Source organism: Enterobacter sp. 50588862 (genome assembly GCF_001462935.1).
Taxonomy (GTDB): domain Bacteria; phylum Pseudomonadota; class Gammaproteobacteria; order Enterobacterales; family Enterobacteriaceae; genus Enterobacter; species Enterobacter bugandensis.
The window spans coordinates 1-24,942 of record NZ_LNHM01000012.1; the positions used below are offsets into that span (position 1 = coordinate 1).

19 protein-coding genes, 1 tRNA gene and 2 pseudogenes are annotated in these 24,942 nt (G+C 52.5%); 19 read left to right on the forward strand and 3 right to left on the reverse strand.

Features of this window, described 5'->3' with window-relative positions:
* The 15 genes and pseudogenes from APT89_RS06105 to APT89_RS06170 all read left to right on the forward strand — a co-directional run.
* Positions 1-328 (forward strand): annotated as a pseudogene (locus APT89_RS06105) (DUF2345 domain-containing protein); the annotation flags it as partial.
* Positions 329-330: 2 nt separating this feature from the next.
* On the forward strand, positions 331-1,857 hold the full coding sequence (locus APT89_RS06110) for a lipase family alpha/beta hydrolase (RefSeq protein ID WP_060571927.1): 1,527 nt from the start codon (positions 331-333) through the stop codon (positions 1,855-1,857).
* Positions 1,858-1,868: 11 nt separating this feature from the next.
* On the forward strand, positions 1,869-2,966 hold the full coding sequence (locus APT89_RS06115) for a T6SS immunity protein Tli4 family protein (RefSeq protein ID WP_131728586.1): 1,098 nt from the start codon (positions 1,869-1,871) through the stop codon (positions 2,964-2,966).
* A gap of 176 nt (positions 2,967-3,142) precedes the next feature.
* Positions 3,143-3,655: pseudogene (gene vgrG / locus APT89_RS06120) on the forward strand (type VI secretion system tip protein VgrG); the annotation flags it as partial.
* Positions 3,656-3,668: 13 nt separating this feature from the next.
* Positions 3,669-4,793, forward strand: coding sequence for a T6SS immunity protein Tli4 family protein (locus APT89_RS06125; protein ID WP_072201700.1), 1,125 nt, complete (start codon positions 3,669-3,671; stop codon positions 4,791-4,793).
* A gap of 115 nt (positions 4,794-4,908) precedes the next feature.
* Positions 4,909-5,169, forward strand: coding sequence for a PAAR domain-containing protein (locus APT89_RS23205; protein ID WP_072050499.1), 261 nt, complete (start codon positions 4,909-4,911; stop codon positions 5,167-5,169).
* On the forward strand, positions 5,093-6,295 hold the full coding sequence (locus APT89_RS06130; RefSeq protein WP_223239747.1) for a hypothetical protein: 1,203 nt from the start codon (positions 5,093-5,095) through the stop codon (positions 6,293-6,295). The genes APT89_RS23205 and APT89_RS06130 overlap by 77 nt, the downstream gene beginning before the upstream one ends.
* Positions 6,292-9,741, forward strand: coding sequence for an ImcF-related family protein (locus APT89_RS06135; protein WP_060571930.1), 3,450 nt, complete (start codon positions 6,292-6,294; stop codon positions 9,739-9,741). Before APT89_RS06130 ends, APT89_RS06135 begins: the two co-directional genes overlap by 4 nt.
* Positions 9,741-11,342, forward strand: coding sequence for a type VI secretion system protein TssA (gene tssA / locus APT89_RS06140; protein ID WP_060571931.1), 1,602 nt, complete (start codon positions 9,741-9,743; stop codon positions 11,340-11,342). The genes APT89_RS06135 and tssA overlap by 1 nt, the downstream gene beginning before the upstream one ends.
* Before the next feature lie 42 nt (positions 11,343-11,384).
* Positions 11,385-13,139, forward strand: a complete 1,755-nt coding sequence (tssF, locus tag APT89_RS06145; protein ID WP_045631590.1) for a type VI secretion system baseplate subunit TssF — start codon at positions 11,385-11,387, stop codon at positions 13,137-13,139.
* Complete coding sequence (gene tssG / locus APT89_RS06150) at positions 13,103-14,188, forward strand: type VI secretion system baseplate subunit TssG (RefSeq protein ID WP_045631591.1); 1,086 nt, start codon at positions 13,103-13,105, stop codon at positions 14,186-14,188. Before tssF ends, tssG begins: the two co-directional genes overlap by 37 nt.
* Positions 14,166-14,711, forward strand: coding sequence for a type VI secretion system lipoprotein TssJ (gene tssJ / locus APT89_RS06155; RefSeq protein WP_060571932.1), 546 nt, complete (start codon positions 14,166-14,168; stop codon positions 14,709-14,711). The genes tssG and tssJ overlap by 23 nt, the downstream gene beginning before the upstream one ends.
* Entirely contained in the window at positions 14,711-15,166 is a 456-nt protein-coding gene (gene tssE, locus APT89_RS06160) for a type VI secretion system baseplate subunit TssE (RefSeq protein ID WP_041908863.1), read from the forward strand. The genes tssJ and tssE overlap by 1 nt, the downstream gene beginning before the upstream one ends.
* 14 nt (positions 15,167-15,180) lie before the next feature.
* Positions 15,181-15,651 carry a hypothetical protein gene (locus APT89_RS06165; protein WP_060571933.1) on the forward strand — a complete coding sequence of 157 codons (471 nt, stop codon included), beginning with the start codon at positions 15,181-15,183 and terminating at the stop codon, positions 15,649-15,651.
* A gap of 60 nt (positions 15,652-15,711) precedes the next feature.
* Entirely contained in the window at positions 15,712-17,040 is a 1,329-nt protein-coding gene (locus APT89_RS06170) for a VasL domain-containing protein (RefSeq protein WP_060571934.1), read from the forward strand.
* Positions 17,041-17,091: 51 nt separating this feature from the next.
* On the opposite strand, the gene APT89_RS06175 is transcribed toward APT89_RS06170, so the two are convergent.
* Positions 17,092-17,163, reverse strand: a tRNA-Arg gene (locus tag APT89_RS06175).
* 75 nt (positions 17,164-17,238) lie between these two features.
* Positions 17,239-18,168 (reverse strand): formate/nitrite transporter family protein, encoded by a 930-nt coding sequence (locus APT89_RS06180; protein ID WP_060571935.1) that lies wholly within the window; start codon positions 18,166-18,168, stop codon positions 17,239-17,241.
* Positions 18,169-18,483: 315 nt separating this feature from the next.
* On the opposite strand from APT89_RS06180, the gene mlaA reads away from it, so the two are divergent.
* A complete protein-coding gene (gene mlaA, locus APT89_RS06185; RefSeq protein WP_041908870.1) occupies positions 18,484-19,236 on the forward strand; it encodes a phospholipid-binding lipoprotein MlaA in 753 nt (250 codons plus the stop codon).
* A 44-nt stretch (positions 19,237-19,280) separates the two neighbouring features.
* On the opposite strand, the gene fadL is transcribed toward mlaA, so the two are convergent.
* Positions 19,281-20,561, reverse strand: coding sequence for a long-chain fatty acid transporter FadL (fadL, locus tag APT89_RS06190; protein WP_041908871.1), 1,281 nt, complete (start codon positions 20,559-20,561; stop codon positions 19,281-19,283).
* Between the two features lie 372 nt (positions 20,562-20,933).
* Here fadL and APT89_RS06195 point away from each other — a divergent pair, with 372 nt between their 5' ends.
* The 3 genes from APT89_RS06195 (at position 20,934) to fadJ (ending at position 24,922) form a co-directional block, all read left to right on the forward strand.
* Positions 20,934-21,218: a YfcZ/YiiS family protein gene (locus tag APT89_RS06195; protein ID WP_023336445.1), complete on the forward strand. Its 285-nt coding sequence runs from the start codon at positions 20,934-20,936 to the stop codon at positions 21,216-21,218.
* 246 nt (positions 21,219-21,464) lie between these two features.
* On the forward strand, positions 21,465-22,775 hold the full coding sequence (gene fadI, locus APT89_RS06200; RefSeq protein WP_041908875.1) for an acetyl-CoA C-acyltransferase FadI: 1,311 nt from the start codon (positions 21,465-21,467) through the stop codon (positions 22,773-22,775).
* Positions 22,775-24,922: a fatty acid oxidation complex subunit alpha FadJ gene (fadJ, locus tag APT89_RS06205; protein WP_047364131.1), complete on the forward strand. Its 2,148-nt coding sequence runs from the start codon at positions 22,775-22,777 to the stop codon at positions 24,920-24,922. Before fadI ends, fadJ begins: the two co-directional genes overlap by 1 nt.
* Positions 24,923-24,942 lie beyond the last annotated feature (20 nt).

The window sequence follows — 24,942 nt, forward strand, 5'->3', positions numbered from 1 at the left end:
GACGAGCGGCGGAGGATATATCCGGATAGCAGACGGAACGGTGGAGTGTGCGGCGCCGGACAAAATCATCGAGCGCGGGGCGGTGTGGCAGAAGTTTGGTGGGCAGAGCATAAGTCAGGCAATGCAGAGCTGGGAAAACGCGAATTTTTCTTATACGCCTAAGGCGATTGATGCCTACGATGGGTCAGCTCTGGCAGCGCAGAAAATGGCCATTCAGGGTGAGGATGCAGTCAGTCAAACCGTCTCAACCTCTGAAGATGGAAAAGGCGATTTAATGAAGCAGGTTAGTGTGGTGATGGACAAACTGCGGTTCGAGGGAGAAAAATAACCATGACTCAAGCAGCAGAAAATGAGATCGTGAGCCGACCAGAACATGATGAAAATGGGCGAGTGTACTACAGCCTGCCTAATGGCAGAGCGCAAGACAATCTGGTGATTGCCTGTCCTAAGGTGGCGGAAAAGGTGATCCCGGTTATTTTTCTGCCGGGAGTCATGGGAACGAATCTCAAAAAGATAAAATCCCCTGAAAAAGTCTGGCATGCTGACATGTTTCAGGGCTCAGATGCGCTGGCATGGCTCTATAAGTCTAAAGAACAAAGAAAAGCCTTGCTGGATCCTCTTACCACCGAAGTCGATTTAACGGGAAAGGTACTTTACGACGATCTTGACGGCAGAGGGTTTCCCTCCAGAGCGGCCCGTGGCTGGGGCAGTGCACTTTACAAAAGCTACGGCGAACCTCTCCATGTGCTTCAGTGCATGCTGAATGACGGTCATATTCTGATTGATAACCTGATCAATGGTACCAGCAGGCGCACGCCCCGCCAGTTACTGATTGGTGAAAATTTAGGTGCAGAGAAAGGCGAAGATGCGCTGACTGAGCCTGAGGTCAGGCGGAGTTATGATTACCTTTTTCCCGTGCATGTTTTTGGCTATAACTGGCTGCAGTCAAACGCCGATTCGGCCGCGTCTCTCGGGCGATATATCAGTGAGACTTTAGGCACTTATCACGGCAGGCTTGCCACCAGTAAAGTCATTCTGGTCACCCACTCCATGGGTGGCCTGGTGGCCCGACATTATTCAGAACAAATGAACGGCAGAGACAATATTCTGGGCATCGTTCATGGCGTTATGCCTGATCTGGGATCGCCAGCGGCATATCGCCGAATGAAGACCGGAGAACGGGGTATTGTCGGAGCGGTAATTGGCGCTGATGCAGCCAACCTGATGCCGGTACTGGCCCAGTCACCCGGCCCTCTGCAACTGCTGCCGGGTAAAGCCTACAGGCCGGGTTGGCTGAAAATTAACGGCACGGTAAATATGAATAAGCCGGAGTCTGACCCTTACACGGAAATTTATCTGAATGAAAGTGACTGGTGGCGGCTGTGTGAGAAAGAATTGCTGCTGGATGATATAGAAATTGAATGGAGTAATTATGTTAATTGCATTACTTATACGATTTATGATTTTATTGAAAAATTAAACGGAAAATATCATCCCAACACCTATGCATTTTATGGTGCCAGTAAAAAATATCCTTCAGACGATCATCTGATATGGCAGCAGATCCCGGCACCGAAACCGGTTATGGGCGTACCGCCGGAGCTTCCCGTTTATCGCCATGCAGCAGGGAACACGTTTGAATTGACCTCCTCCGGCAGCGCCGGGGACGGAACCGTACCAGTACGTGCCGGCAGGATTAATTTTCCCGGGATCCGTTCGCTGCTTGCGACTGAAGTAGATCATGAAGGTGCCTACGCCGTGGGGGATACCAGTACGGAAAACTGTCTTTCCGTTGCGATGAAGTTCACGTTACGCTCGATTATAAAAATGGCCGGGGAGGTCGCCTCATGCGGGTAAGGCATTTATGGATGGGATTACTTGTTGTCGTCCTTATTCTTTCAACAGCTTTCTGGTTACTCACCCGTTCGTGGCCGGTAGCCCCTTTAACGGCAAAGGAAAAACAAATGACGGATAAACTATTTGAACAGACCAGACCTCAGTGCATTGGCCGCTATCTTTTTGATGTGCCCGCTTCATTCAATAACGCTGACGTAGGTCAGGTAAAGATCAATGAAATGAGAATTACCAGCAAGCGGCTGTATCCTCCGGCGTTTGCACAACGTATCCGGTTACGTGAACAGGAGTTAAAAAATAGTCCTGCAGTTGATCCCCTGGACCTTCCTTATCTGAAACAGGTATACCGGATAAATGACAATGCAGTCATTTTTGATCGCAATGTAAATGAAAGTGTGGCAGGAGGAATGCGGATTCTTGAAGGACATCTATATAGTAATGGAGTTGCATTTATTGTGTATTTAGAATTCTTAGATCATACAAGCACTAAATATTTTGAAAAGAAAAAGATGTTAAAAAATGCGGGGTTGAGTGAGTCTAGCTTAAGTAATAAGCCTCAGAAGCTGGCAGAAATGCAAAGCCTGCTATCCCGACTAAAGGGAAGAAATGATGATGAAGTGCCAACACTGCCTGGTATCTGTATTCCGGAAGGTTTTATTAATGATTCGGGGGGGGTATCGAACGATGTCATCAACATTATATATAACAGTGATGACTTTGGCCTTATTGTTAACAGTGATAATACGCTTCGAAAATCTGAACCATTCTTAGAAAGGTCTGATGAAATAAATGCTACCCTCATCAGAGTTGGCGCACGCACTCTGAAGAAAGGGGCAGTAAAACTACCGAAGATAAATGCAGAAGAGTGGTTGATGAAAGGTAAGCAGGACATTTATCAACCGAAAGAGAAAATAGTTCCTGCCTACAGATTCGCCTTTTATGGGAATGAGGATATAGCCGACTCAAGGCATCCGGTATTTTCCGTTGAGTTGAATAATTCTGGATTGGAAACGAAAACCTATACGGATTCACAACTGGTTGATATCTGGGACAGAATCACAAGAACGTTCAGGTATCGAACTGGAACAGCTCCGGTAAACATCAGGGAGTAAATGCATCTTAAATAAGAGAACGCTCTAAACATATTTTTAATGCTGGTTTTAATTTTGAGATAACCACCCGCTGCTAATCTACAGAATCCTATAAATTAAAACTGCAATTACTTATGCCAGCTGGAGTGAGAAAAGAGCAGCGTGCTTGAATTTGATGTGAAACAGGGAGTGGACGCATGAGTAATAATCCTCCATTAAGATACAGCCATAACCACCACCTGCTGGCGGTGAAAGGCTGTGAGTCCGCGCTCGACGTGCTGGCGTTTGAAGGCGATGAGGCCCTGAGCACGCCGTTCCGCTATCGTATTGAATTCACCAGCAGTGACCACGCTGTCGCCAGAGAGGCGATGCTGATGAAGCCCGGTTCGCTGACGCTGCAGGCCCCGGTAGACCAGGGTTACGGCATTAAAGTGCAGCAGGCCGTGCGCACCATTCAGGGCATGGTGACCGGTTTTGAACGCCTCAGCACGTCAAAAGATCAAACCCGCTACGCCCTGATGCTCCGGCCGCGACTGGCGCTGCTTGACCGCTCGCACCAGAACGCCATTTACCAGGACATGTCGGTTCCGCAAATCGTGGAAAAAATCCTGCGCGAGCGCCACGGTATGCGCGGTCAGGATTTTCTGTTCTTGCTGTCAAAAGAATACCCGCGCCGTGAACAGGTGATGCAGTACGGTGAGGACGACCTAGGGCTTGCATACCATGAATAAGATAAAACAAAAAGCAATGATCCTGGTCGCCTTAATCGTAGCGGGATATGGGTTGTATCAGTATTTTCGCCCTTACAATCCATCACCGCAGACACTGACGTCATCACAGCAGGTAACCATGAACAAAATAAACGCTGAAATGAAACCTTATTGCGTCGGGCGCTATATGCTCGACCTGCCATCATCCTTTACGGCTTATAATGACGCTGCACCGCTGGATAATAATATCTGGGCGGCGGTGATTTCCCGGCCTGAGGATACGTATAAAACCTATCTGGCGACAAAGAAAATGTATCATCCGGGTTTTAAGCAGTTAATCGCATTACGTGAAAAGGCTCTGCGAGAAAGTAAAACTATTGACGCTCAGGATATGCCTTTTTTAAAAAAAGTCTGGTCTTTGCCGGACGGTATGGATGGTGTGATTTTTGAACGGAATGATAATGGGGGTACCGCAGATTTTATTCGAACACTGGAAGGCTATTTATATACTAATGGCGTAGTTATTAAACTTCAGAAGCAAACCATTAATGATTCCAGCTCTGTATATAATGAGCAACGAAGAGGGCGACCCGCCAGAAACTATGTCACAAGTGACGTCAGCCAGATGCAGTCGCTGATGGCGAGAATTAGTGGCAGGGATAATGACGTCATTCCGACGAAACCAGGTTCCTGTATCGCCCATGCGTTTATTGCCACCGACCCGGCGGCAAGGGAACGGGAAGATATCTCCGTTGGGCTTGAAAGTAAAACACTGGAACATATCAGAGTTATTCTTTCTACTGATAACTTCACCCGAGAAAAAGACACGGTGCTGGAGAGAGCAGGTGAGATAGAGAGTAACTTGTACCGTGGCCATGTGGAAAGAAAAGGGGCCTTTAGTATTAACGGACTGCAGGCCCAGGAGTTTCTGGCAACGGGTTTACAGGCATCTCAGGACGAGCCACGTTACGGCTTTGATATGTTCATCAATGAAATGACAGCCAGCTACAAGACTCCCAATTTTATTCTGACCCTGGAGAATGATTCCATGCCGCCAACCTCCTACAGCAAGGAGGAAATTATCGCCTTCTGGGACACGATCAGCCGTAGCGTACGCGTGCGCCCCGGCGCGTTTTGATTATGTATTTTCATACAGCGAAAATTAAAATTTTATCGATAATAATTAAGTGGGGCGCTGTCTTGGTCGCAAACCATTATATTGTCGTAAATTAATTTTTAAAAAAGAGGAAGATATGCCTGGAATTGTTTGCCTGGGTGATGATACCACCCATGGTGGAAAGGTTATTACCGCGTCGTCGACAATGTTTATCAATGGTATTCAGGTTGCCTTGGTCGGTGATTTGGTTTCATGTCCAGAACACGGAATTAATCCGATAAAAGAAGGTGATCCCGGAGCGTCAGAAAATGGGATGAACGTTGTTGTTAATAACTGCGCCTGTTCCTGTGGATGCAGAGTCATTAGTTCTCACATCGAAAATACTATTGAGTCTTGATATTATGTGGCCTATCCCCAAAGTACCCAAAAAAAGTACAATTGCCAGCTTGTCATACAAGCGATGGGGGATTGTTCTTATTTCTATTTTAATGGTTTGTTCTGTTTTTGGTTTTTCTTTGTGGGGAACGGAGGCATATACTAAAATAGTATTTTTCCTGCTACTTCCGGCATTTTTCATATGGTTATGTATTTTTGGCGCAGCGCTAAACCGTTATGAGCAGTCAAGGAGCGCTCTTTCTGCCTGGAAAGAAGAAACTGATAGAACTAAGGCTTTATGGCAGCACTGGAGCCGACAGCAGTTGTCAGTGGTTGGTAATGTTATCTTTACTCCTGAGGAAAACGGGGCCGCGAGTTTTCTTGGACCTCTGTCTGATATTCCAGCATATCCAGATAAAGTCAGGTCGTTGTCACATTCCTGGGGCTCCCTTCGTGTTTTGTCTGATATGATCGACAAACAGCTTGAGCAACAGTATCCTGGTTATCGGAAATTTTTGCATACTATTTATGTATTGCAACCCTCTGGTTGGGACAAAAAGAACGTATGCCAGATTATTCTGTCTCAATGGGATCTGCTTCCTGAAGTAAATTGTTCCGTTGAGTGTATTGGAAAATTCCACGATAACGTTAATTTTGATGGTTTGATATTAGTTCTTAGTTTCCAATGCTGGTTGGCAGGTGTATCGAAACAATCCAGCGAAATGGTCTCTGCCCAGCTTTTATCATCCTCAACTTTTTCCAGACAACATGCTGTACCGGTACTTGCCGGATTAGGCCGTGTTATGCCTGTGGATAATGAGAATATTGAAAAAGATTTAGATATGCTTTTTGAATACAATCGAATTGACAAGCGTGATTTACGCCATGTCTGGCTTTCTGGTATTCCTGCTGATATTAATTCAAAACTAATTCAGTATGCCGATCGATGTCAGTGGAAACTTCCAGAGAAACATCCTTTTAATTTGATTGATTTTTCTTTTGGTCCCCCTGGTGAAATGGTATTCCCTGTTTCACTCGCATTGTTGGTTGACGCGGCTCAAAAGACTGAAGCTAACCAATTATTAATTATTCAGGCATCACCTCAGTCCAGACTGCTTTGTTTGATTACTCGGAAACTTTACTTATGACCCAAGAAAAGGAATTACAGTCAGCACGTTATGGATTTTGGGGCTATCTTGTTTTAATTGTTGGCCTTGCGGGTATAACTGCGTTTTTACTATTTATTAATCAAGATGCCTTGCTTAAATATGGGCTGACATATCGCCAAATTTGGTCGGTGTGGGGTGGTGTATTTGGTTTTTTATTCTTAGGCACTATTTGCTCTCCTTTTTATTGGCGCTGGAAGCAAAGAAAAAAACAACTCATTTATTTACCACCGGAACCCTCAAGTGCTGAAACTAAAACAACTCCAGATGTGAGTACAACCATCAGAGATTATACCGATTTAAAACAGCATCTTAATCTTCGTTATGGCGTCCTTTGGCGACGCAAAGTCCACCTGCTGCTCGTCACTGGCAATGAAGCCGCTATAGAGCAATTGGTACCAGGCCTGCAGGAAAGCCAGTGGCTTGAAGGCAACCGCACCGTGCTGATTTACGGCGGGAGCCTGGCATTAGAGCCTGGCCGGGAGAAATATACCGCGTTGCGTAAACTGCGTCGCGGTCGTCCTCTGGACGGAATAATTCGCGTCGTACCGCAGTCGCTTAATCTCACCCCTCAGATTAGCGACAACAATTTACGCGGGCTGGAAAAAATCAGCGAATTGCTCCGTTATTCCGCGCCGGTCTGGCTGTGGCAACTGTGTGACAGCAAATGGTCGCAGGCAAAACGTACTGAACAGGCGGTAGGAGCCCGTTTCCCGCTGCGTGCCAAAGCTGACGATATTAGCCGTCAGCTTGAGCTGATGCTGCCTGCATTGCGGATACAGGGGATGAGTCAGGTCGCTGAGAACAACGGCCACGATTTCCTGCTGCGTCTGGGCCAGTACCTCAAAGACGGCGGTATCGCCCGCTGGACTCAACAACTGGTGCCATGGTTGGCTGCCTCTCAGCAGCGTGTTCCGTTGCGTGGTCTGATGTTCAGCCTGCCGGAAAGTTACCCTGTTCATACTACAGAGGGGACAGCCGAACCTGAGAAATATATCCCCGAATCACAACGCCATGCCCTCGCCCTGCCCGTAACCTGGCAGGGCATTGTGGATGACTGCATCCGTGTGCGTGGCCGCCGTGTCGGTATGGCCTGGGAACAGACGCTGGCCTGGACGCTGATGACTATCATCGGTATCTGGGGAGCGGGAATACTGCTGTCGTTCGCGATCAACCGCATGCAGATAGTCTCTGTTGCCGAGCAGGCGCATGCGCTGGTGGAGCATTCTTCCGTATCGGATTACCAGCTCACGGCTCTGCATACCCTACGTAATGACGCCGGCCGCCTGCAGCACCGTATTCAGGAAGGAGCGCCCTGGTACCAGCGCTTCGGTCTGGACCATAACCAGCAGCTGCTCGATGCGTTGCTGCCCTGGTACGGCGTGGCAAACAACCGCCTGATACGCGACCCGGCGAATCAGGCGCTGACACAAAAACTCAGCGCATTGGCAAACTCTGCCCCCAACAGCGACCAGCGTGCACAGCTGGCGAAGCCAGGTTATGACCAGCTTAAAGCCTGGCTGATGATGGCCCGTCCGGATAAAGTCGACGGCGCGTTTTATGCGCAGACCCTGAAAACCGTGCAGCCGACACGAATGGGTATTTCTACCGGTCTGTGGCAAAGCCTGGCGCCGGATTTGTGGGCCTTCTACATCACCGAACTGCCTAAGCAGCCACAGTGGAAAATCACACCGGATGCGCAGCTGGTCAGCCAGAGTCGCCAGCTGTTGCTGCAGCAAATTGGGCGTCGTAACGCTGAAAGCACACTGTATGAAAATATGCTCAAGTCAGTGCGTCGTAACTTCGCCGATGTCTCCCTGGAGGACATGACCAGCGGTACCGATGCGCGTCGACTTTTTACTACCGAGGAGGTCGTGCCGGGCATGTTCACCCGCCAGGCCTGGGAAGGTGGCATTCAGCAGGCTATCGAAAAGGCTGCAAATTCCCGCCGGGATGAAATTGACTGGGTGCTGAGTGATTCCCGTAAAGCCGTATCGGCGGATCTGTCGCCGGAAGCGCTCAAAGCACGCCTGACAGAGCGTTATTTCATTGACTTTGCAGGCAGTTGGTTGAATTTCCTTAACAGCCTGCACTGGAACCCGGCAAACAATATTGCGGACGTTACCGACCAGCTTACGCTGATGAGCGATGTCCGCCAGTCGCCACTGATTGCCCTGATGAATACCCTCGCCTGGCAGGGACAGACAGGCCAGCAAAGCGAAGGTCTTTCGGACTCCCTCATCAAATCGGCTAAAGATCTCGTCGGTGGAAAAGATAAACCTGCCATTAATCAGTCTGCGTCAGGGCCGCAGGGGCCGCTGGACGATACCTTTGGCCCGCTGCTGCAGCTTCTGGGTAAAAACAAAGGTGGTAATGTCATGTCGGCGGACAACTCCCTGAGTCTGCAGACGTATCTGACCCGTATCACCCGCGTGCGTCTGCGACTGCAGCAGGTGGCCAGCGCTTCTGACCCGCAGGCAATGATGCAGACCCTGGCGCAGACCGTATTCCAGGGCAAAAGCGTGGACCTCACCGACACTCAGCAATACGGCAGCCTGATTTCGGCAAGTCTTGGCGAGGAGTGGAGCGGATTTGGCAGCACAATGTTTGTGCAGCCGCTGACCCAGGCCTGGGAGACCGTACTTCAGCCGTCGGCAGCCAGTCTGAATGACAAATGGAGCCGCTCGGTTGTCGCGAACTGGCAAACTGCCTTTGACGGTCGTTTCCCGTTTGCTGCCAGCAAAAGCGATGCCTCTTTACCGATGCTAGCTGAATTTGTGCGTAAGGACAGTGGACGGATAGAGCGCTTCTTGTCGACAGAGCTCAACGGTGTGCTGCACAAAGAGGGTAGCCAGTGGGTACCGGATAAGGTCAACAGCCAGGGACTGAACTTTAACCCGGCCTTCCTGCGGGCCATTAACCAGCTGAGCCAGCTGTCAGACATCCTGTTCACCGATGGCAGTCAGGGCATCAGCTTTGAGCTGCAGGCGCGTCCTGTGCCACAGGTGGTGGAGACGCAGCTAACCATTGATGGACAAAAGCTGCACTATTTCAACCAGATGGCCGACTGGCAAAGCTTCCGCTGGCCGGGAGAAACTTACAAGCCGGGAACGATGCTGACATGGACCACGGTCAACGCTGGTGCGCGCCTGTTCGGGGATTACAGCGGGACCTGGGGCTTTATCCGCTGGCTGGACTTGAGCAAGCGTCAGCAGCTTGACCGCAGCCAGTGGATGATGAGCTTTACCGCACCGGATGGTCGCACCCTGCAGTGGGTGCTGCGCTCACAACTCGGAAAAGGTCCGCTGGCGCTGTTGGATCTGCGTGGTTTTACGCTGCCGGATCAAATATTCAGTATCGACAGCGCGGCCACTGCTCAGGCGCTAATGGCTAATACGGGAAACAATGACATGGAGGGAGTCGAATAATGAGTACACTACAGAATTTGGTTGCCGCCTGTCAGGCTGACGATGCTCAGCTGCGGCAACAGGCGCAGACGCGCACGAATAACTGGCAGCCCTGGCTTGCTCCGGTAAGCGTAGCCAGTCCGACAGGGGAAGACCCGGGATATGACGATGATTTTCAGCGTATCCGCGAAGAGGTTAATAAGCTCTCCGGGATTGATACCGAACTGATATGCACGCTTGCTGAAAAGTTACTGACCACCATAGCCAAAGACATCCGTATTGCGACCTATTACTGCTGGGCGCGATTGCACCAGGATGGCGAAGCCGGCTTTGCCGAAGGGCTTGAACTGCTTGCCGGATTATTGCAGCGCTACGGCATGCAGCTTCACCCGCAGCGGGACCGAAGCCGCAAGGCTGCACTGGAATGGCTTGCCGGTAGCCGTGTCCTGGACAGTCTGTCACTGTTTCCGGAGGTCATCCGCGAGGATGCACAGCGTACCGCCGGGGCCTTGCTGCTCATCAGTACCCGTCTGGAGACCGAGCCGGAAGCATCGCGGCCAGAGCTGAATGCCCTGTACAGCGGGCTGGAGTCTCGCCTGATGAAGGCCGGTGGTGTGGATGCCGTGGTACCGCAGAACGCAGGGAATAAGGCGCAGTCACAGCCCTTTACGCATGCGACCGAGTCAGATGCGCCGGTTCTGAACCGCATCACCTCCGGTCAGGATTTGCTGGCCCAGGCCCGTACCCTGACGGGATATCTGCGCGAGCAGCCCGATGGCTGGCTTGCCGCACACCGGTTGATGAAAAGCCTGCGCCATGACACGCTGAGAGCGATCCCTGCACCGGATGCCGAAGGGAAAACACGTATCGAACCACCGCGGGCTGACCAGCGGGCCATGCTTAAACGGTTGTACCTGCAACAGAGCTGGCTGGAGATACTGGAGCAGGCGGACAGCACCTTCTCGCGTGGCGCTAATCACCTCTGGCTGGATTTGCAGTGGTATATCCACCAGGCTCTGGTGAAATTGGGGCACGATGTGCTGGCCGATATCATCATCGCCGATCTGAAAGGGCTGCTGAGCCGTCTCACAGGACTTGAAACGCTGGCCTTTAATGACGGAACGCCGTTTGCCGATGAGGTCACGCTCAACTGGATAAATCAGAGCGTGCTGGACGATTTGTCCAACTGGCGAGATGAGCCGGTCAGTGCTGTTGGTGAGACAGATAACGATATCCTGCTCCTCGAGCCGGAAGCGCTGGATAAAGCGGACACTGACGGTCTGGATGCCACACTTCACTGGCTCCAGACCCGTCCTGGTTGCGACTCTACAAAAGACAAATGGCTGCTGCGCCTGCTGATGGCCCGCATAGCCGAGCAAAAGGGTAAAAATGAGCTGGCCCTGCATCTGCTGGGTGAACTCGATAGCGCCGCACGGTCAATCACCCTCACGCAGTGGACACCGGCGCTGTTATTTGAAGTGAAATCCCGTCGCCTCAGACTGCTACGCATGAAAGCTACACGCAGTGAAACCGATAAATCACGTCTTCAGCCTGAGATGGACCAGCTTCTTGCCGGTCTGATTGCGCTCGACCCGGCAAGTAGTGCGGTGCTTTGCGGATAAAAACGCCTGGCTACCTTTAACATTCCTATATTCAGGTTTTTTATGGACGACTTAACCCTGCGTTACTACGACGCTGAAATGCGCTACCTGCTGGAAGCCGGCGAAGAGTTTGCCCGTGCTCACCCCGAGCAGGCGGCAATGCTCAATCTCGATAAAGCGGGCGCGCGCGACCCGTACGTGGAACGCCTTTTTGAGGGCTTTGCCTTCCTGATGGGGCGATTGCGTGAAAAGCTTGATGACGACCTGCCTGAACTGACAGAAGGGCTGGTCAGCCTGCTCTGGCCGCATTACCTGCGCACCATACCGTCGATGTCGGTGGTGGAGTTCACCCCTGAGTGGCGTGAGATGAAAGAGCAGATGCGCATCGTCAAAGGCTTTGAGGTGAACTCAAGGCCGATCGGTGAGAAGGGCACGCGCTGTCGGTATACCACAACTAAAGAGATTACTCTCCAGCCGTTGTCGCTTGAGCACGTCCGCCTGTCGACTGACCCTGACGGGCGTTCGGTTATTAGCCTGCGGTTTAACTGCAGCCATCTCGCCGACTGGAGCCGTATCGATCTCAGCCAGCTCCCGTTCTACTTCAACGCAGACGCACCACTAGCCTGCGCCATGCATGAAGCCTTTACCATGAATACGGCGCGCCTGTGGTTGCGGATGCCGGGTGATATAGACAGAAGACCGCTTGACGGCTATTTCGCTGTGCTGGGATTTGACGATGATGACGACCTTTGGCCGAAGGGGAGCAGTAGTTTTAGCGGCTATCAACTGCTGCTGGAGTACTTCACCTTCCGTGAGAAATTCATGTTTACCGGCTTGCGTGGGCTGGAGACCGTAGTCTTTCCGGCTGAACTCCCCTGGTTTGAAATCGACGTGGTGCTTGCAGAACGCTGGGAGCATGATTTCAGCTTTACCGAAAAGCATCTGCGCCTGAACTGTGTGCCGGTGATCAACCTGTTCCCGCTGGAATCTGACCCGCTGACGCTCAACTCCCTGCAGACCGAATACATGCTGCGACCGATGCGGGTGCAGGACGGCCATACTGAGATTTACTCTGTGGACTCGGTGATGTCATCCAGCCAGCATACCTACGTGCCATTCTCGAGCTTCCGTCACAAAGGCGGCATGATGCGTCATGAAGCCCCGGAATATTATTATCACACTCGTGTGCGGCGCGGCCCGTCAGGCCTGTACAACACCTGGCTTATTCTGGGCGGCGAAGCGTTTGATAACCACACGGTACCAGAAGATGAAAGCCTGTCCCTGACGCTCACGGGCACAAACGGCCAGCTCCCGCGGCGAGCGCTCCAGAGCACCGTGCTCGATACAGTGATGAAAACGACTTCAGCCAGTATTGCCGTGCGTAACCTGTGTGCGCCGACGCTGCCCTGTTATCCCCCGGCGCAGGACCGTTTTCACTGGCGTGTGCTGAGCCACCTCGGCAGCGGGTTCCTGTCAATGATGGATAACGCCGACGTGCTGCGCGGCACCCTGGCGCTGTACGAGTGGACCGACAGCGAGATGAACCGCCGTCGTCTGGAGGCGATTATCGACGTGAAGCACAGTGAAACCGAACGCTTTGAGCAGGGCTACCTGGTGCGCGGCGTGCAGATTGAGGTGACGCTCGACAGCCATGGCTTTGCCGGGCGCGGTGACATCTGCCTGTTTGGTGAGATGCTGAGTCGTTTCTTTGCGCTCTACACCGACATTTATCTGTTTAACCGCCTGATTATCATTCTGCAACCGACCGGAGAACGCCTGGAATGGCAAGAGAAGCACAACCGCCGTATTCCCGGCTGAGCCCACGGCTGGAGGCGGATCTTCACCGCATTAACTTTTACCGTTTCTGTCAACTGCTGGAGAAGCGCAATCCAGGTAAGCCGTTGATGGGCTCGACCAGCCATCCGGCGGATGACCCGGTACGCTTTGCGCCGCACCCTGGAATGGGGTTCCCGGCCAGTGAACTGAAGGCTGTCGAGTATGACGAGGATGATGACAGCAAGCCACCGATCATCCGTACAACCTTTATGGGGATGTATGGCGTTGATTCACCGCTGCCGACGGCCTATCTCGATGATATTACTCAGCGTCGTGAAGGGTATGAAGCGCTGCAGGGTTTTCTGGATATCTTCAGCCATCGCATCCTGACGCAGTTTTACCGCATCTGGCGCAAATACTCCTATCCCGCAACGTTTGAGCCGGGGGGAACGGACAGCATTTCACAGTCGCTGCTGGGGCTGGTAGGGCTGGGCATACCGGGAACCGCAAACCACATTGCCACCCCGGTGTCCCGCTTTCTGGCGCTACTCGGGGTTCTGCAGCAGCCGGGCAAAACCCAGGAGGGAATGCAGGCCCTGGTGACACTGCTGGCCCCGGATACTCTCGTGAAGGTCAGTCCATACTGCCTTCGACCGGTGGAGGTCAGTCAGCAACTGGGCTTCTACGGTGATGACGATTTTCAACTGGACGGCAATACCCCGCTGGGTGACGAAGCAATGGATGCCAGCAGCCAGTTACTGGTTGCGCTCGCGACGGAAAACGAACAGGAGGCGCAGGGCTGGAAGCCGGACGGCCAGCTGTATCAGGATTTCCTGGTCATGCTCCGGGTGTACCTGGGCTGGCGGTTCAAGGCCAGAATTACATTGACCACTTCAGTCCGGCTGCTGGCCGTTCCACCGCTGGGCGAAAGCCCTTTCTGGCTGGGAATGAACGGTGTGCTGGGAGTAGAGGGTGATACTCTTTCGGATGAAATACCCGAGACCTTTACGACAGAACTGGGTGATTACCGCGGGCTGGAGCCTGCGAAACCGCAACAAGGAAATCGACGTGTTACCTACAAGTTTAATTAAGACCATGCGCTGGCTTATGCCTTTTATAGCGATTAGCCTGACAGGCTGCGGCGTGGCGCAGAGCGTTACCGATGGGACCAAATCGGCGTTTAATTCTGTGTTCTATAAAAAGATTAAAATACTGCATCTGGATTTCACTGCACGTGAGGCGCTGAACATTGATGCCCGAGAAAGTAATCCGCTTTCTGAACCAGTCGTGGTGCGGGTTTACCAGCTTAAAGATCGAAAAATCTTTGATAAGACGGTTTATATGCAACTGCTTCAGGATGATAGCAGCATTCTGAAAGACGATATGCTAGCGAGCCGTGATGTCGTGGTAAAACCAGGCGGTGATGCAAGCCTTGATATGCCGATGGAAGAAGCTGCGCAGTTTGTGGCTGTGGTGGGGCTGTTCCGCCATCCGGATGAGGTCAACAGCACCTGGAAGCAGGTTATTAAACGCAGCGACCTGGATCCGGATAAACCGCGTACTCTGGAAGCTGGCGAGAATCATCTGACGCTGCAACCGCTTAAGGACAACTGATGCCCCACGGACATAACACACCTTCGCTCTATGAAATGCTAACCGGAAATTTTTCCGGTGGCCTCAACCTCAACCAGGTGAGTGAAGAAAATCAGGTCATCCTCTCAGTGTTGGATAATATGCAGCGCGTTCTCAACTGTCGCGCCGGCACGCTCGCGCATCTCCCTGACTTCGGCTTGCCCGATATGACGAAAATCCTTCAGGGTATGCCAGGGACGGCCCATGAACTTATGAGCACGCTGTCGACTGTCTTGCTCAAATATGAACCTCGACTGAAGAAGATAGATGTTGTTCTGCTGGACCAAAAAGTTCCAGGCGAACTGCGCTATGCCATTGACGCTGAACTCAAGGGGATTGGCCTGGTGCGCTATGGCACTGAGTTTATGCCCGAAGGACGGGTTCTGTTGAGGCACCTCAGGCAACAGCAGTACCTCGATACCACAGCCCGTATTTAAGGCCAGGAAACACTATGTCAGTAAAATCACAATTCATAAAAAAACTGCAGGCCAGTCAACCTTCACCCGTTCCTCCAGTCAGTAAAACTCAGGCAGATATTGCAGCGTTTCGCCTGCGAATGGAGCAACTTCAGCAGCAGATGGATGAGTGGCTCACAGGTACCGGACTGAATGTGAGCACTGTCTCTGCTTCCGTTTCGGACCTGCTGGTGGAGGGAGGGGCTTTTGAGATTTCCGGTATTGTTCTTCGTTATGACAGTCGGGCGGTAAAGTTTATGCCGATCTTTCTGTATGGACAGGGCGTCGCCGGTTGTGTCGAGGTGACTTTCTGTTCCGGAGAAAATGTTATTTCTCAAGGGCGGCTCTTTATGCGGGTAGGGGGGGGAAGTGACTGGATCTTCACTCCCCCAGATGCACCATCCCGGTCAGGACAATTATTTGATGAAGGTATTTTTTTCGGTCTGATTTTAGCGCTGTTGCCATAGCGATAACATTATTTCATCAACTGACGAAATCAACTGACACGAATATGCAGGCCCTCCAGAATGACTATAGATATAACGTTAAAAACCGGCGGCGACCCGCGCACGCTTCCGGATTATTCCGCCCTTCGCGATGAACTGAGTAAATTAAGCCATCCCGCTCGACCGGACGTGAACTGGGTATACGTTGAAAAACGCTGCCTTTCATTATTCGAGCAAAACGGTGTTGAGTTGCAGACTGCAGCCTGGTACACCCTCGCCCGTACGCAGCAGTCTGGAGTCGCTGGCCTGAATGAGGGGCTGGCGATCCTGGAGGCTCTGATTAGCCACCAGTGGGAGGTTTTCTGGCCGCATTCGCAACACGTGCGAATGGAAATCCTTAGCAGCCTGAGCCAGCGCCTGCAGCAACTCATGCGTATGCTCACTTTGGATGACAGCAATCTGAGTGAGCTATATAACGCTGAAGCGTTGCTTTCCAGGCTGGGGGCGGTGCTCCAGACCCTTGAGCTTAAACACCTTAGCCAGTTCGAGACATTACGAACGGTGATACATTCTAATGCGGCAAGACTGGAAAAAAATCATGGAATAACAGATTCGCATGAGATGAAGCCCGACAGGGAAGCGCCTTTGGAAAAGGATGAACCGATCCAGGCGGTGAAAAGGGTATATGTTGTCCAGCAGAAAAATGAGCCGAACGGTGAGGAACCTGTGATGCCCTCCCGGATTGCCGGGCAGCGGAAACCCTTTGTCGCCGGGATGTGTTCTGCGCTGCTGGCCTGCGTCGCCATAGCGTGGGGTGGGGGCTTTCTCTCCAGACCCGATCCCTTAACGACTCAGGCCATTGCCTCGCTGGCACCATTACCTGAAGCGCTCACACCTGTTCAGCAAGACGCGTTAACGCAGCGAGGAACGTTACCGTCTACGTTTATCTCAGATACGCAGCAGCAGCTTACACGGCTGGATAAACTGTCTCCTGACTGGAATATTTCCTACAGCCTACAGCTGTTAAAGCAGCTCCAGACATTACGGCCCGAAGAGGCTAACGCGCTGATAATACAGTGGCAAAAAAAGTTTAACGCGACGGCGTTGCCTGTAGACGCAATGAACAGCTGGTATCAGGGGATGATGACGCTTCAGCAACTGAGTGATCGGCTGAGTAGTCTGGATGAGCAAAAAGGAAAATATATAACCGTGAGTGAGCTTAAATCCGTGGTTTTTTCGACTATGCAGTCATTTAACCATACGATACCCGCTGAAGAGCAGCTCAGGCGCCTGTCGCAGTATCCTGCAGGAAGTGTGCTCCCTGAAGCAGAAAAGACCCAACTTGAGCTTCACCTAAAGCAACTGGCAACGCGTTATGCTCAAATAAAGCAGGATGCTTCTGCTCAATGAGTTTTTGCAGCGAACAGACTAATTTGGGTTAAAAACAGAGGAAGATAAAAGTGTCCCCTGCAGGAATCGAACCTGCAACTAGCCCTTAGGAGGGGCTCGTTATATCCATTTAACTAAGGGGACGAGGCGGCACGAGTATAGCGTTATTTACACTTTGCGTTAAGCGCGTTGCCGCCTGACTGCTCAAAGAGTCACCATTCAGGTTGATTTTTTTGCTGCTTTATCCTTTTCTGCCTGCGCCTTAAGCTCGGCTTTGCGTTTATTCGACATGTCGTTACGGATTTGGGCATGGCTTAACAGCGCGAAGATAAACGTTCCACCGCAGATATTCCCCGCCAGCGTCGGAATGGCGAACGGCCAGAAAAAATCGCTCCAGTGAAGCGTACCGTTAAAGACCAGGTAAAGTATTTCAACGGTACCGACCACAATATGCGTGGTATCCGCCAGCGCAATTAGCCAGGTCATCAGTATGATCACCACGATTTTAGCGCTACCGGCAGAAGGGAACATCCACACCATTGTGGCGATAATCCACCCAGAGATAATGGCATTTGAAAACATTTCGACTGGCGTGTTTTTCATCACATCCATACCGATCTTCACAAATGCGTCCCGGGTGGGTTCATCAAATATCGGCATATATTCAAATGCCCAGGCCGCGATGCCCGTGCCGATGATATTTCCCAGCAGAACCACGCTCCAGAGCCTCATCAATAAACCAAAATTGCCGAGGGTAGGGTTTTGCATCACCGGCAGTACGGCGGTCACCGTGTTCTCAGTAAATAGCTGCTGGCGGGCCATGATGACGATAATAAAGCCGAAGGTGTAGCCGAGGTTCTCCAGTAAAAATCCGCCGGGCACGCCCTCCAGCTGCACATGAAATATCCCTTTAGCAAGCAGCGAGGCGCCCATTGACAGTCCAGCCGCGATAGCTGACCAGAAGAGGGCCATGGCATCGCGCTCCATCTCCTTTTCGCCGTCCTGGCGTATATGTTCGTGAATTGCCATCGCGCGGGAGGGGAGGCGATCCTCATCAATCTCTATCTCCTCCCCGCGCGCTTTCTCCTCGCTTTCAATTTCATGTTCCTCATTACTTTCGCCAATTTTGTCTTCACTCACTTCTTTCATATCTGCTCCCGGAGGTTGATCTTTCTTTTAAGCGTAGCGGCTTTTATCGGGATGCCTGTGGGGATGCTCTTAAATTGGCGGGAATGACAACAAAGGTGATACATCTTGTTCAAAGACATTATAAAATTGCCAGCGAAACGAATTCCAAAAGTCAGGCTATGCTGAGATCAGAGTCACGGTGATTACTGCCCGTAACTGTACTCATAGACATCGGTAAACGTGCTGTTACAATCACTTGCACGTTTTCAGACGGAGCGCCAGATGCTCCGTTACGGATGGCAATCAACGATAGCCATACTGAACAGGGAGATATTTATGAAACTTCGGCTGTCGGCGCTTGCGCTGGGCGCGACGATGCTTGTGGGCTGCGCCAGCTCCGGGGAGCAAACGGGACGCTCCGATCCTCTCGAAGGATTTAACCGCTCTATGTATAGCTTCAACTACAACGTGCTGGACCCGTATGTGGTTCGCCCGGTGGCAGTAGCATGGCGCGATTACGTTCCACAGCCCGCGCGTAACGGGTTAAGCAATTTTACCAGCAACCTCGAAGAGCCTGCGGTGATGGTCAACTATTTCCTGCAGGGCGATCCGTATCAGGGGATGGTGCACTTTACGCGCTTCTTCCTGAACTCCCTGCTGGGTATGGGTGGTTTTATCGATGTTGCAGGTATGGCAAACCCGAAACTGCAGCGTGAACAGCCGCACCGTTTCGGCAGTACGCTGGGGCATTATGGTGTCGGTTACGGTCCTTACGTCCATCTGCCGTTCTATGGCAGCTTCACCGTGCGTGATGATGGCGGCGATATGGTCGATACGCTGTATCCGGTTCTGTCGTGGCTGACCTGGCCGCTGTCGGTGGGTAAATGGACGGTGGAAGGGATTGAAACCCGTGCGCAACTGCTTGATTCAGACGGTCTGCTGCGCCAGTCGTCCGATCCGTACATTATGGTGCGTGAAGCGTACTTCCAGAATCATGACTTTATCGCCAACGGCGGCAAGCTGAAGCCGGAAGATAATCCAAACGCGAAGGCAATTGAAAACGAACTCAAAGATATTGATTCGGAATAAATAAAAAAGGTGAGCAACGCTCACCTTTTTTGATCCCTGCGCGATTAGAACGCGTAGTTGAAGTTAGTACCGAACAGCCAGGCTTTACCTTCAGAGGTAAATTCGTACGGACCTTCCTTGAAGGTCACTTTCTGGCCATGCATATAAGATACGCCCGCATCGACAGAAGCATTCTCGTTGAACGCGTAGGTTGCACCAGCACTCACCCAGAAGCGGTCCTGATCCGGAATGGAAATGGAGCGCTTATCAGCCGGTACCGGGCTGTCATCGAATGCGATACCGGTACGGAATGTCCAGTTATCATCCATATAATAGGTGGTACCCAACGCAATGCGATAGGCGTCGTGGAAGCTCTCGTCCTTATAGAACAGCGTTTGACCGTTGGTGCCGGTCGCTTTCAGCTCCTGGAACTGGCTCCAGCTGGTATAGGCCAGGCTATAGTGAATAGCCCACTGTGGCGCTACGCGGTTGTAACCCGAGACTTCCCACATTTCTGGCAGATGCAGTGACAGTGAGCCAGGGACAGTTTGACCGGAAGTCCCCCACGGGATAGTGGTACCCGCACCAGGGACCAGACTGTTGACCGGCGTCAGGATGCCGCTCTTGTAATCGCCGTCGAAGTCAATTTTTACTTCGGAACGATAGGTCAGGCCCCAGCGGTTGTTTTTGTCCAGCTCGTACAGAATACCGGCGTTCCAGCCATAGCCCCACTCATCGCCCTTCAGGCTGGCAATTTTGTTGCTGTTTTTCGGCAGGCGAGCCGTTTGTTCACCGGCGTAACGCTCAATTTTTGCATCGGCGTAGACGGCATCAAAGCCCAGACCGAAGCTCCAGCTGTCGTTCAGACGATAAGCACCGCTCAGGTTCAGGTTTAGCGTTGTCAGGTCTGTTTTACCGCCGTATTCGCCTGCCGGGTAGTTGTTATTGAACTCGGTAGCAAGGCCATAGTTAGACGTGACGGATGCGCCCCAGCCAAATTGTTCATTGATTGGTGCAACGAAGTGCAGGTTAGGTACCCACGCCGTTGGCGCAATGTTATCTGCTTTCAGGCTCGCACCAGAAGGTGACGTGCCGGAAATGTTGACATCAGGATCGATATACACCGCACCAGCAGAGAAGGTCGGGCGATCGAACATCATGATTAATGCAGGGTTACGGCTTGCGTTACCCGCATCATCAGCGATTGCACCTTCCCCTGAATACGCACGGCCAAGGCCAGAGGAAGAAAATTCGTTTAGCTGAAAGCCCGCTGACCAGGCGGAAGTAGAGACGATTGCCACTGCGACTGCCAGCGCAGTCTTGTTGAACAGGGTTTTCTGGCTCATGACCATAACCTCATTGAGTTATTTTTATTCAATAATTGTTACATACCGTAACAGGAGCGCGAAGTGTAGGGTCTGAGGTATGACAGACAAATCAGACCAGTGGCCAGAGTATAGGTCCGACCAGCCGGAATGTTGCAAGTTTGTTTATTAATATTTTCAAACATGTTTCTTGAAACGAGATCTGGTTGGCAAAATTGTGACCATCGCGGCTCACTCAAAAGGGTGGTTTTTGTTTTAGATCATTTTTTAGTGTGATATCGGTCACTTATCCGATTTTGCGCCATTAACGGCTGGAGAGAGCCAGCGCTGGGGCGTAAAATATCAGCATCGTGTTTATCTCGCGCGCTGCGCGAATACAGAGGAAATTGAGCTATGAGTAAATGCAGTGCTGATGAAACCCCGGTTTGCTGCTGTATGGATGTTGGCACCATCATGGACAACACCGATTGCACCGCGTCTTACAGCCGTGTGTTCACCAACCGCGCCGAAGCCGAAGAAACGCTGGCCGCGCTGAGCAAGCGCGCGCGTGATGTGGAGTCCGATCCGTGTGAAATCAAATCTACCTTCACGGAAGTGGAGGGCGGCGTGAAGCTGGATATCGACTTTGTGTTTGCCTGCGAAGCTGAAACGCTGATTTTCCAGCTCGGTCTGCGTTAATTCTTTTTGCCCGGCGGCGCTTCGCTTGCACGGGCCTACGATCGTGTAGGCCGGGTAAGGCACCGTCGCTACCCGGCAACAAACCGCACAATTGCCTCTGCCATGCAGGGGCATTTTCTTTTTTTTCTCTGTGTTTTACCTCGCATTTTTAAGCTTCCCCGATTGGCTGAATGTAAAAAAATGGTTAAGACTGTTATCAGGTCAGACCACTTTATAGTCATGTACAATTTTTCACAGGGGAAGGTTATGAGTCAGGCATTACCGCTAATCACCCGACAAGGTGACCGCATTGCCATTGTCAGCGGTCTGCGTACGCCGTTTGCACGTCAGGCGACGGCGTTTCACGGTATACCGGCTGTCGATCTGGGGAAAATGGTAGTGGGGGAGATGCTGGCTCGCAGCGAAATTCCGCCTGAGGTCATCGAACAACTGGTCTTCGGCCAGGTGGTACAGATGCCTGAAGCCCCTAACATTGCGCGGGAGATTGTTCTCGGTACCGGCATGAACGTTCATACCGATGCCTACAGCGTCAGCCGCGCGTGCGCGACCAGCTTCCAGGCGGTAGCAAACGTGGCGGAAAGTCTGATGGCGGGCACCATTCGCGCCGGGATCGCAGGTGGCGCCGATTCTTCCTCCGTACTGCCGATTGGCGTCAGTAAAAAGCTGGCCCGCATTCTGGTGGATGCCAATAAAGCCCGCACCACCGGTGCGAAGCTCAAACTCTTCTCGCGTTTACGCCTGCGCGATCTCATGCCCGTGCCACCTGCCGTCGCGGAATACTCGACTGGCCTGCGAATGGGCGATACCGCCGAGCAGATGGCCAAAACCTACGGCATCACCCGCGAGCAGCAGGATGCGCTGGCGCATCGCTCGCATCAGCTGGCAGCGAAAGCCTGGTCGGAGGGCAAACTCACCGACGAGGTCATGACCGCCTACACGCCTCCCTATCGAGAGCCTCTTACTGAAGACAACAATATTCGTGGCACCTCGACGCTGGCGGATTACGCCAAACTGCGCCCGGCGTTTGACCGCAAGCACGGCACCGTGACGGCGGCCAACAGTACGCCGCTGACCGATGGTGCTGCTGCGGTGATCCTGATGACGGAGTCGCGTGCAAAAGAGCTGGGCATCACGCCGCTGGGCTATTTGCGCAGCTATGCCTTTACCGCCATTGATGTCTGGCAGGACATGCTGTTAGGTCCGGCGTGGTCCACGCCGCTGGCGCTGGATCGCGCGGGGCTAACCCTGGCGGATTTAACCCTGATTGATATGCACGAAGCCTTTGCCGCGCAAACCCTGGCAAACGTCCAGCTGCTGGCAAGCGAGCGTTTTGCACGCGACGTGCTGGGCCGCGCCCATGCCACCGGCGAAGTGGATCAGAGCAAATTCAACGTGCTGGGTGGGTCGATCGCCTACGGCCATCCGTTTGCGGCCACGGGTGCGCGAATGATCACCCAGACACTACACGAACTCCGTCGCCGCGGCGGCGGGTTTGGTCTCGTCACCGCCTGCGCGGCGGGCGGCCTTGGTGCAGCAATGGTTCTGGAGGCTGAATAATGGATATGCCATCTGCATTTAATCTGACGGTTCGCCTCGATAACGTCGCGGTTATCACTATTGATGTGCCTGATGAAAAGATGAATACCCTGAAGGCTGAATTCGGCACTCAGGTTCGCGCCATGCTCAAGCAGATCCGCGAAAATAAAGCGATTCGTGGTCTGGTCTTTATCTCGGCTAAGCCGGATAACTTTATTGCCGGGGCCGATATCAACATGATCGCCCGAGCGAAAAGCGCGCAGGAAGCTGAAGATCTGGCGCGTCAGGGACAGCAGGTGATGGCTGAAATCAACGCTCTGCCGATTCCGGTTATTGCCGCGATCCACGGTGCTTGCCTGGGCGGCGGGCTGGAGCTGGCGCTGGCCTGTCACAGCCGTATCTGCACTGACGATCCGAAAACCGTTTTAGGGTTGCCAGAAGTGCAGTTAGGCCTGCTGCCGGGATCGGGTGGAACACAGCGTCTGCCGCGTCTGGTTGGGGTTAGCACCGCCCTGGAGATGATCTTAACCGGCAAGCAGCTACGCCCCCGTCAGGCACTGAAAGTGGGGTTGGTTGACGACGTCGTTCCGCACACCATTCTACTGGACGCTGCCGTTGAGCTGGCGCTGAAGGGACGTCAGACAAAACGTCCTCTCCCTGTACGCGAGCGCGTGCTGGCAGGGCCACTGGGGCGCGCGCTCCTGTTCAACATGGTAGGCAAAAAAACCGAGCAAAAAACCAAAGGTAACTACCCGGCGGCAAAGCGCATTCTGGAAGTGATGGAAACCGGGTTGTCGCAGGGCAGCAGCAGCGGCTATGCCGCTGAGGCCAAAGCCTTTGGCGAACTGGCGATGACGCCGCAGTCGCAGGCGCTGCGCAGCATCTTCTTCGCCAGTACTGAGGTGAAAAAAGATCCGGGCAGCGAGGCAGAACCTGCTCCGCTGCGCGCCGTTGGCGTGCTGGGCGGTGGGCTCATGGGCGGCGGAATTGCGTTTGTTACCGCCAGCAAAGGCAAATTGCCCGTGCGTATCAAAGACATCAGCGCAAAGGGCATCAACCACGCGCTGCAGTACAGCTGGCAGAACCTTGATCGGAAGGTCAAACGCCGCCATATCAAGGCAAGCGAGCGTGATAAAACCCTGGCGACGATCTCCGGCACGACGGATTACAGCGGTTTTGCGCACCGGGACCTGGTGATTGAAGCCGTATTCGAAGACCTGGCGCTTAAGCAGCAGATGGTGGCTGACGTGGAGCAGCATTGCGCGCCGCACACTATTTTTGCCTCAAACACCTCGTCTTTACCGATTGGCGATATCGCGGCGAAAGCTGCTCGTCCGGAGCAGGTCATTGGTCTGCACTTTTTCAGTCCGGTCGAAAAAATGCCGCTGGTGGAGGTGATCCCGCACGCCACGACCAGCCCGCAGACCATCGCCACCGTGGTGAAGCTGGCGAAAAAACAGGGTAAAACCCCTATTGTGGTCGCGGACAAGGCTGGCTTCTACGTCAACCGTATTCTGGCACCCTATATCAACGAAGCGATGCGGCTGCTGACGGAAGGGGAGAAAATCGAGCACGTTGACGAGGCGCTCGTAAAGTTTGGCTTCCCCGTCGGTCCAATCCAACTTTTGGATGAGGTGGGAATAGACACCGGCACTAAAATTATACCTGTGCTGGAAGCGGCTTATGGCGATCGTTTTACCCCGCCTGCAAACATTGTTTCTGCAATTTTGAAGGACGATCGCAAAGGCAGAAAAAATGAACGAGGTTTCTATCTTTACGGCGCGAAAGGGCGTAAAAGCAAGAAACAGGTCGACCCTTCGGTTTATGGGCTTATTTCGGCCACCGGTCAGGGAAGACTGTCTGCCGTTCAGTGCGCAGAACGTTGCGTCATGATGATGCTCAATGAAGCGGCGCGCTGCTTTGGTGAACAGGTGATCAAGAGCGCACGCGATGGCGACATCGGCGCGGTATTTGGTATTGGTTTCCCGCCGTTCCTTGGCGGCCCGTTCCGTTATATGGATACGCTCGGTGCGGGTGAAGTGGTTGTCATTTTGCAACGTCTGGCCTCGCAATACGGTCCGCGGTTTACACCGTGTGACGAATTATTGCAGATGGCGGAGCGGGGCCAGACATTCTGGCCTGCAAGGGAAACTGATTTCGTAAACTGAAGTCAAAGAAGGGTAAATCC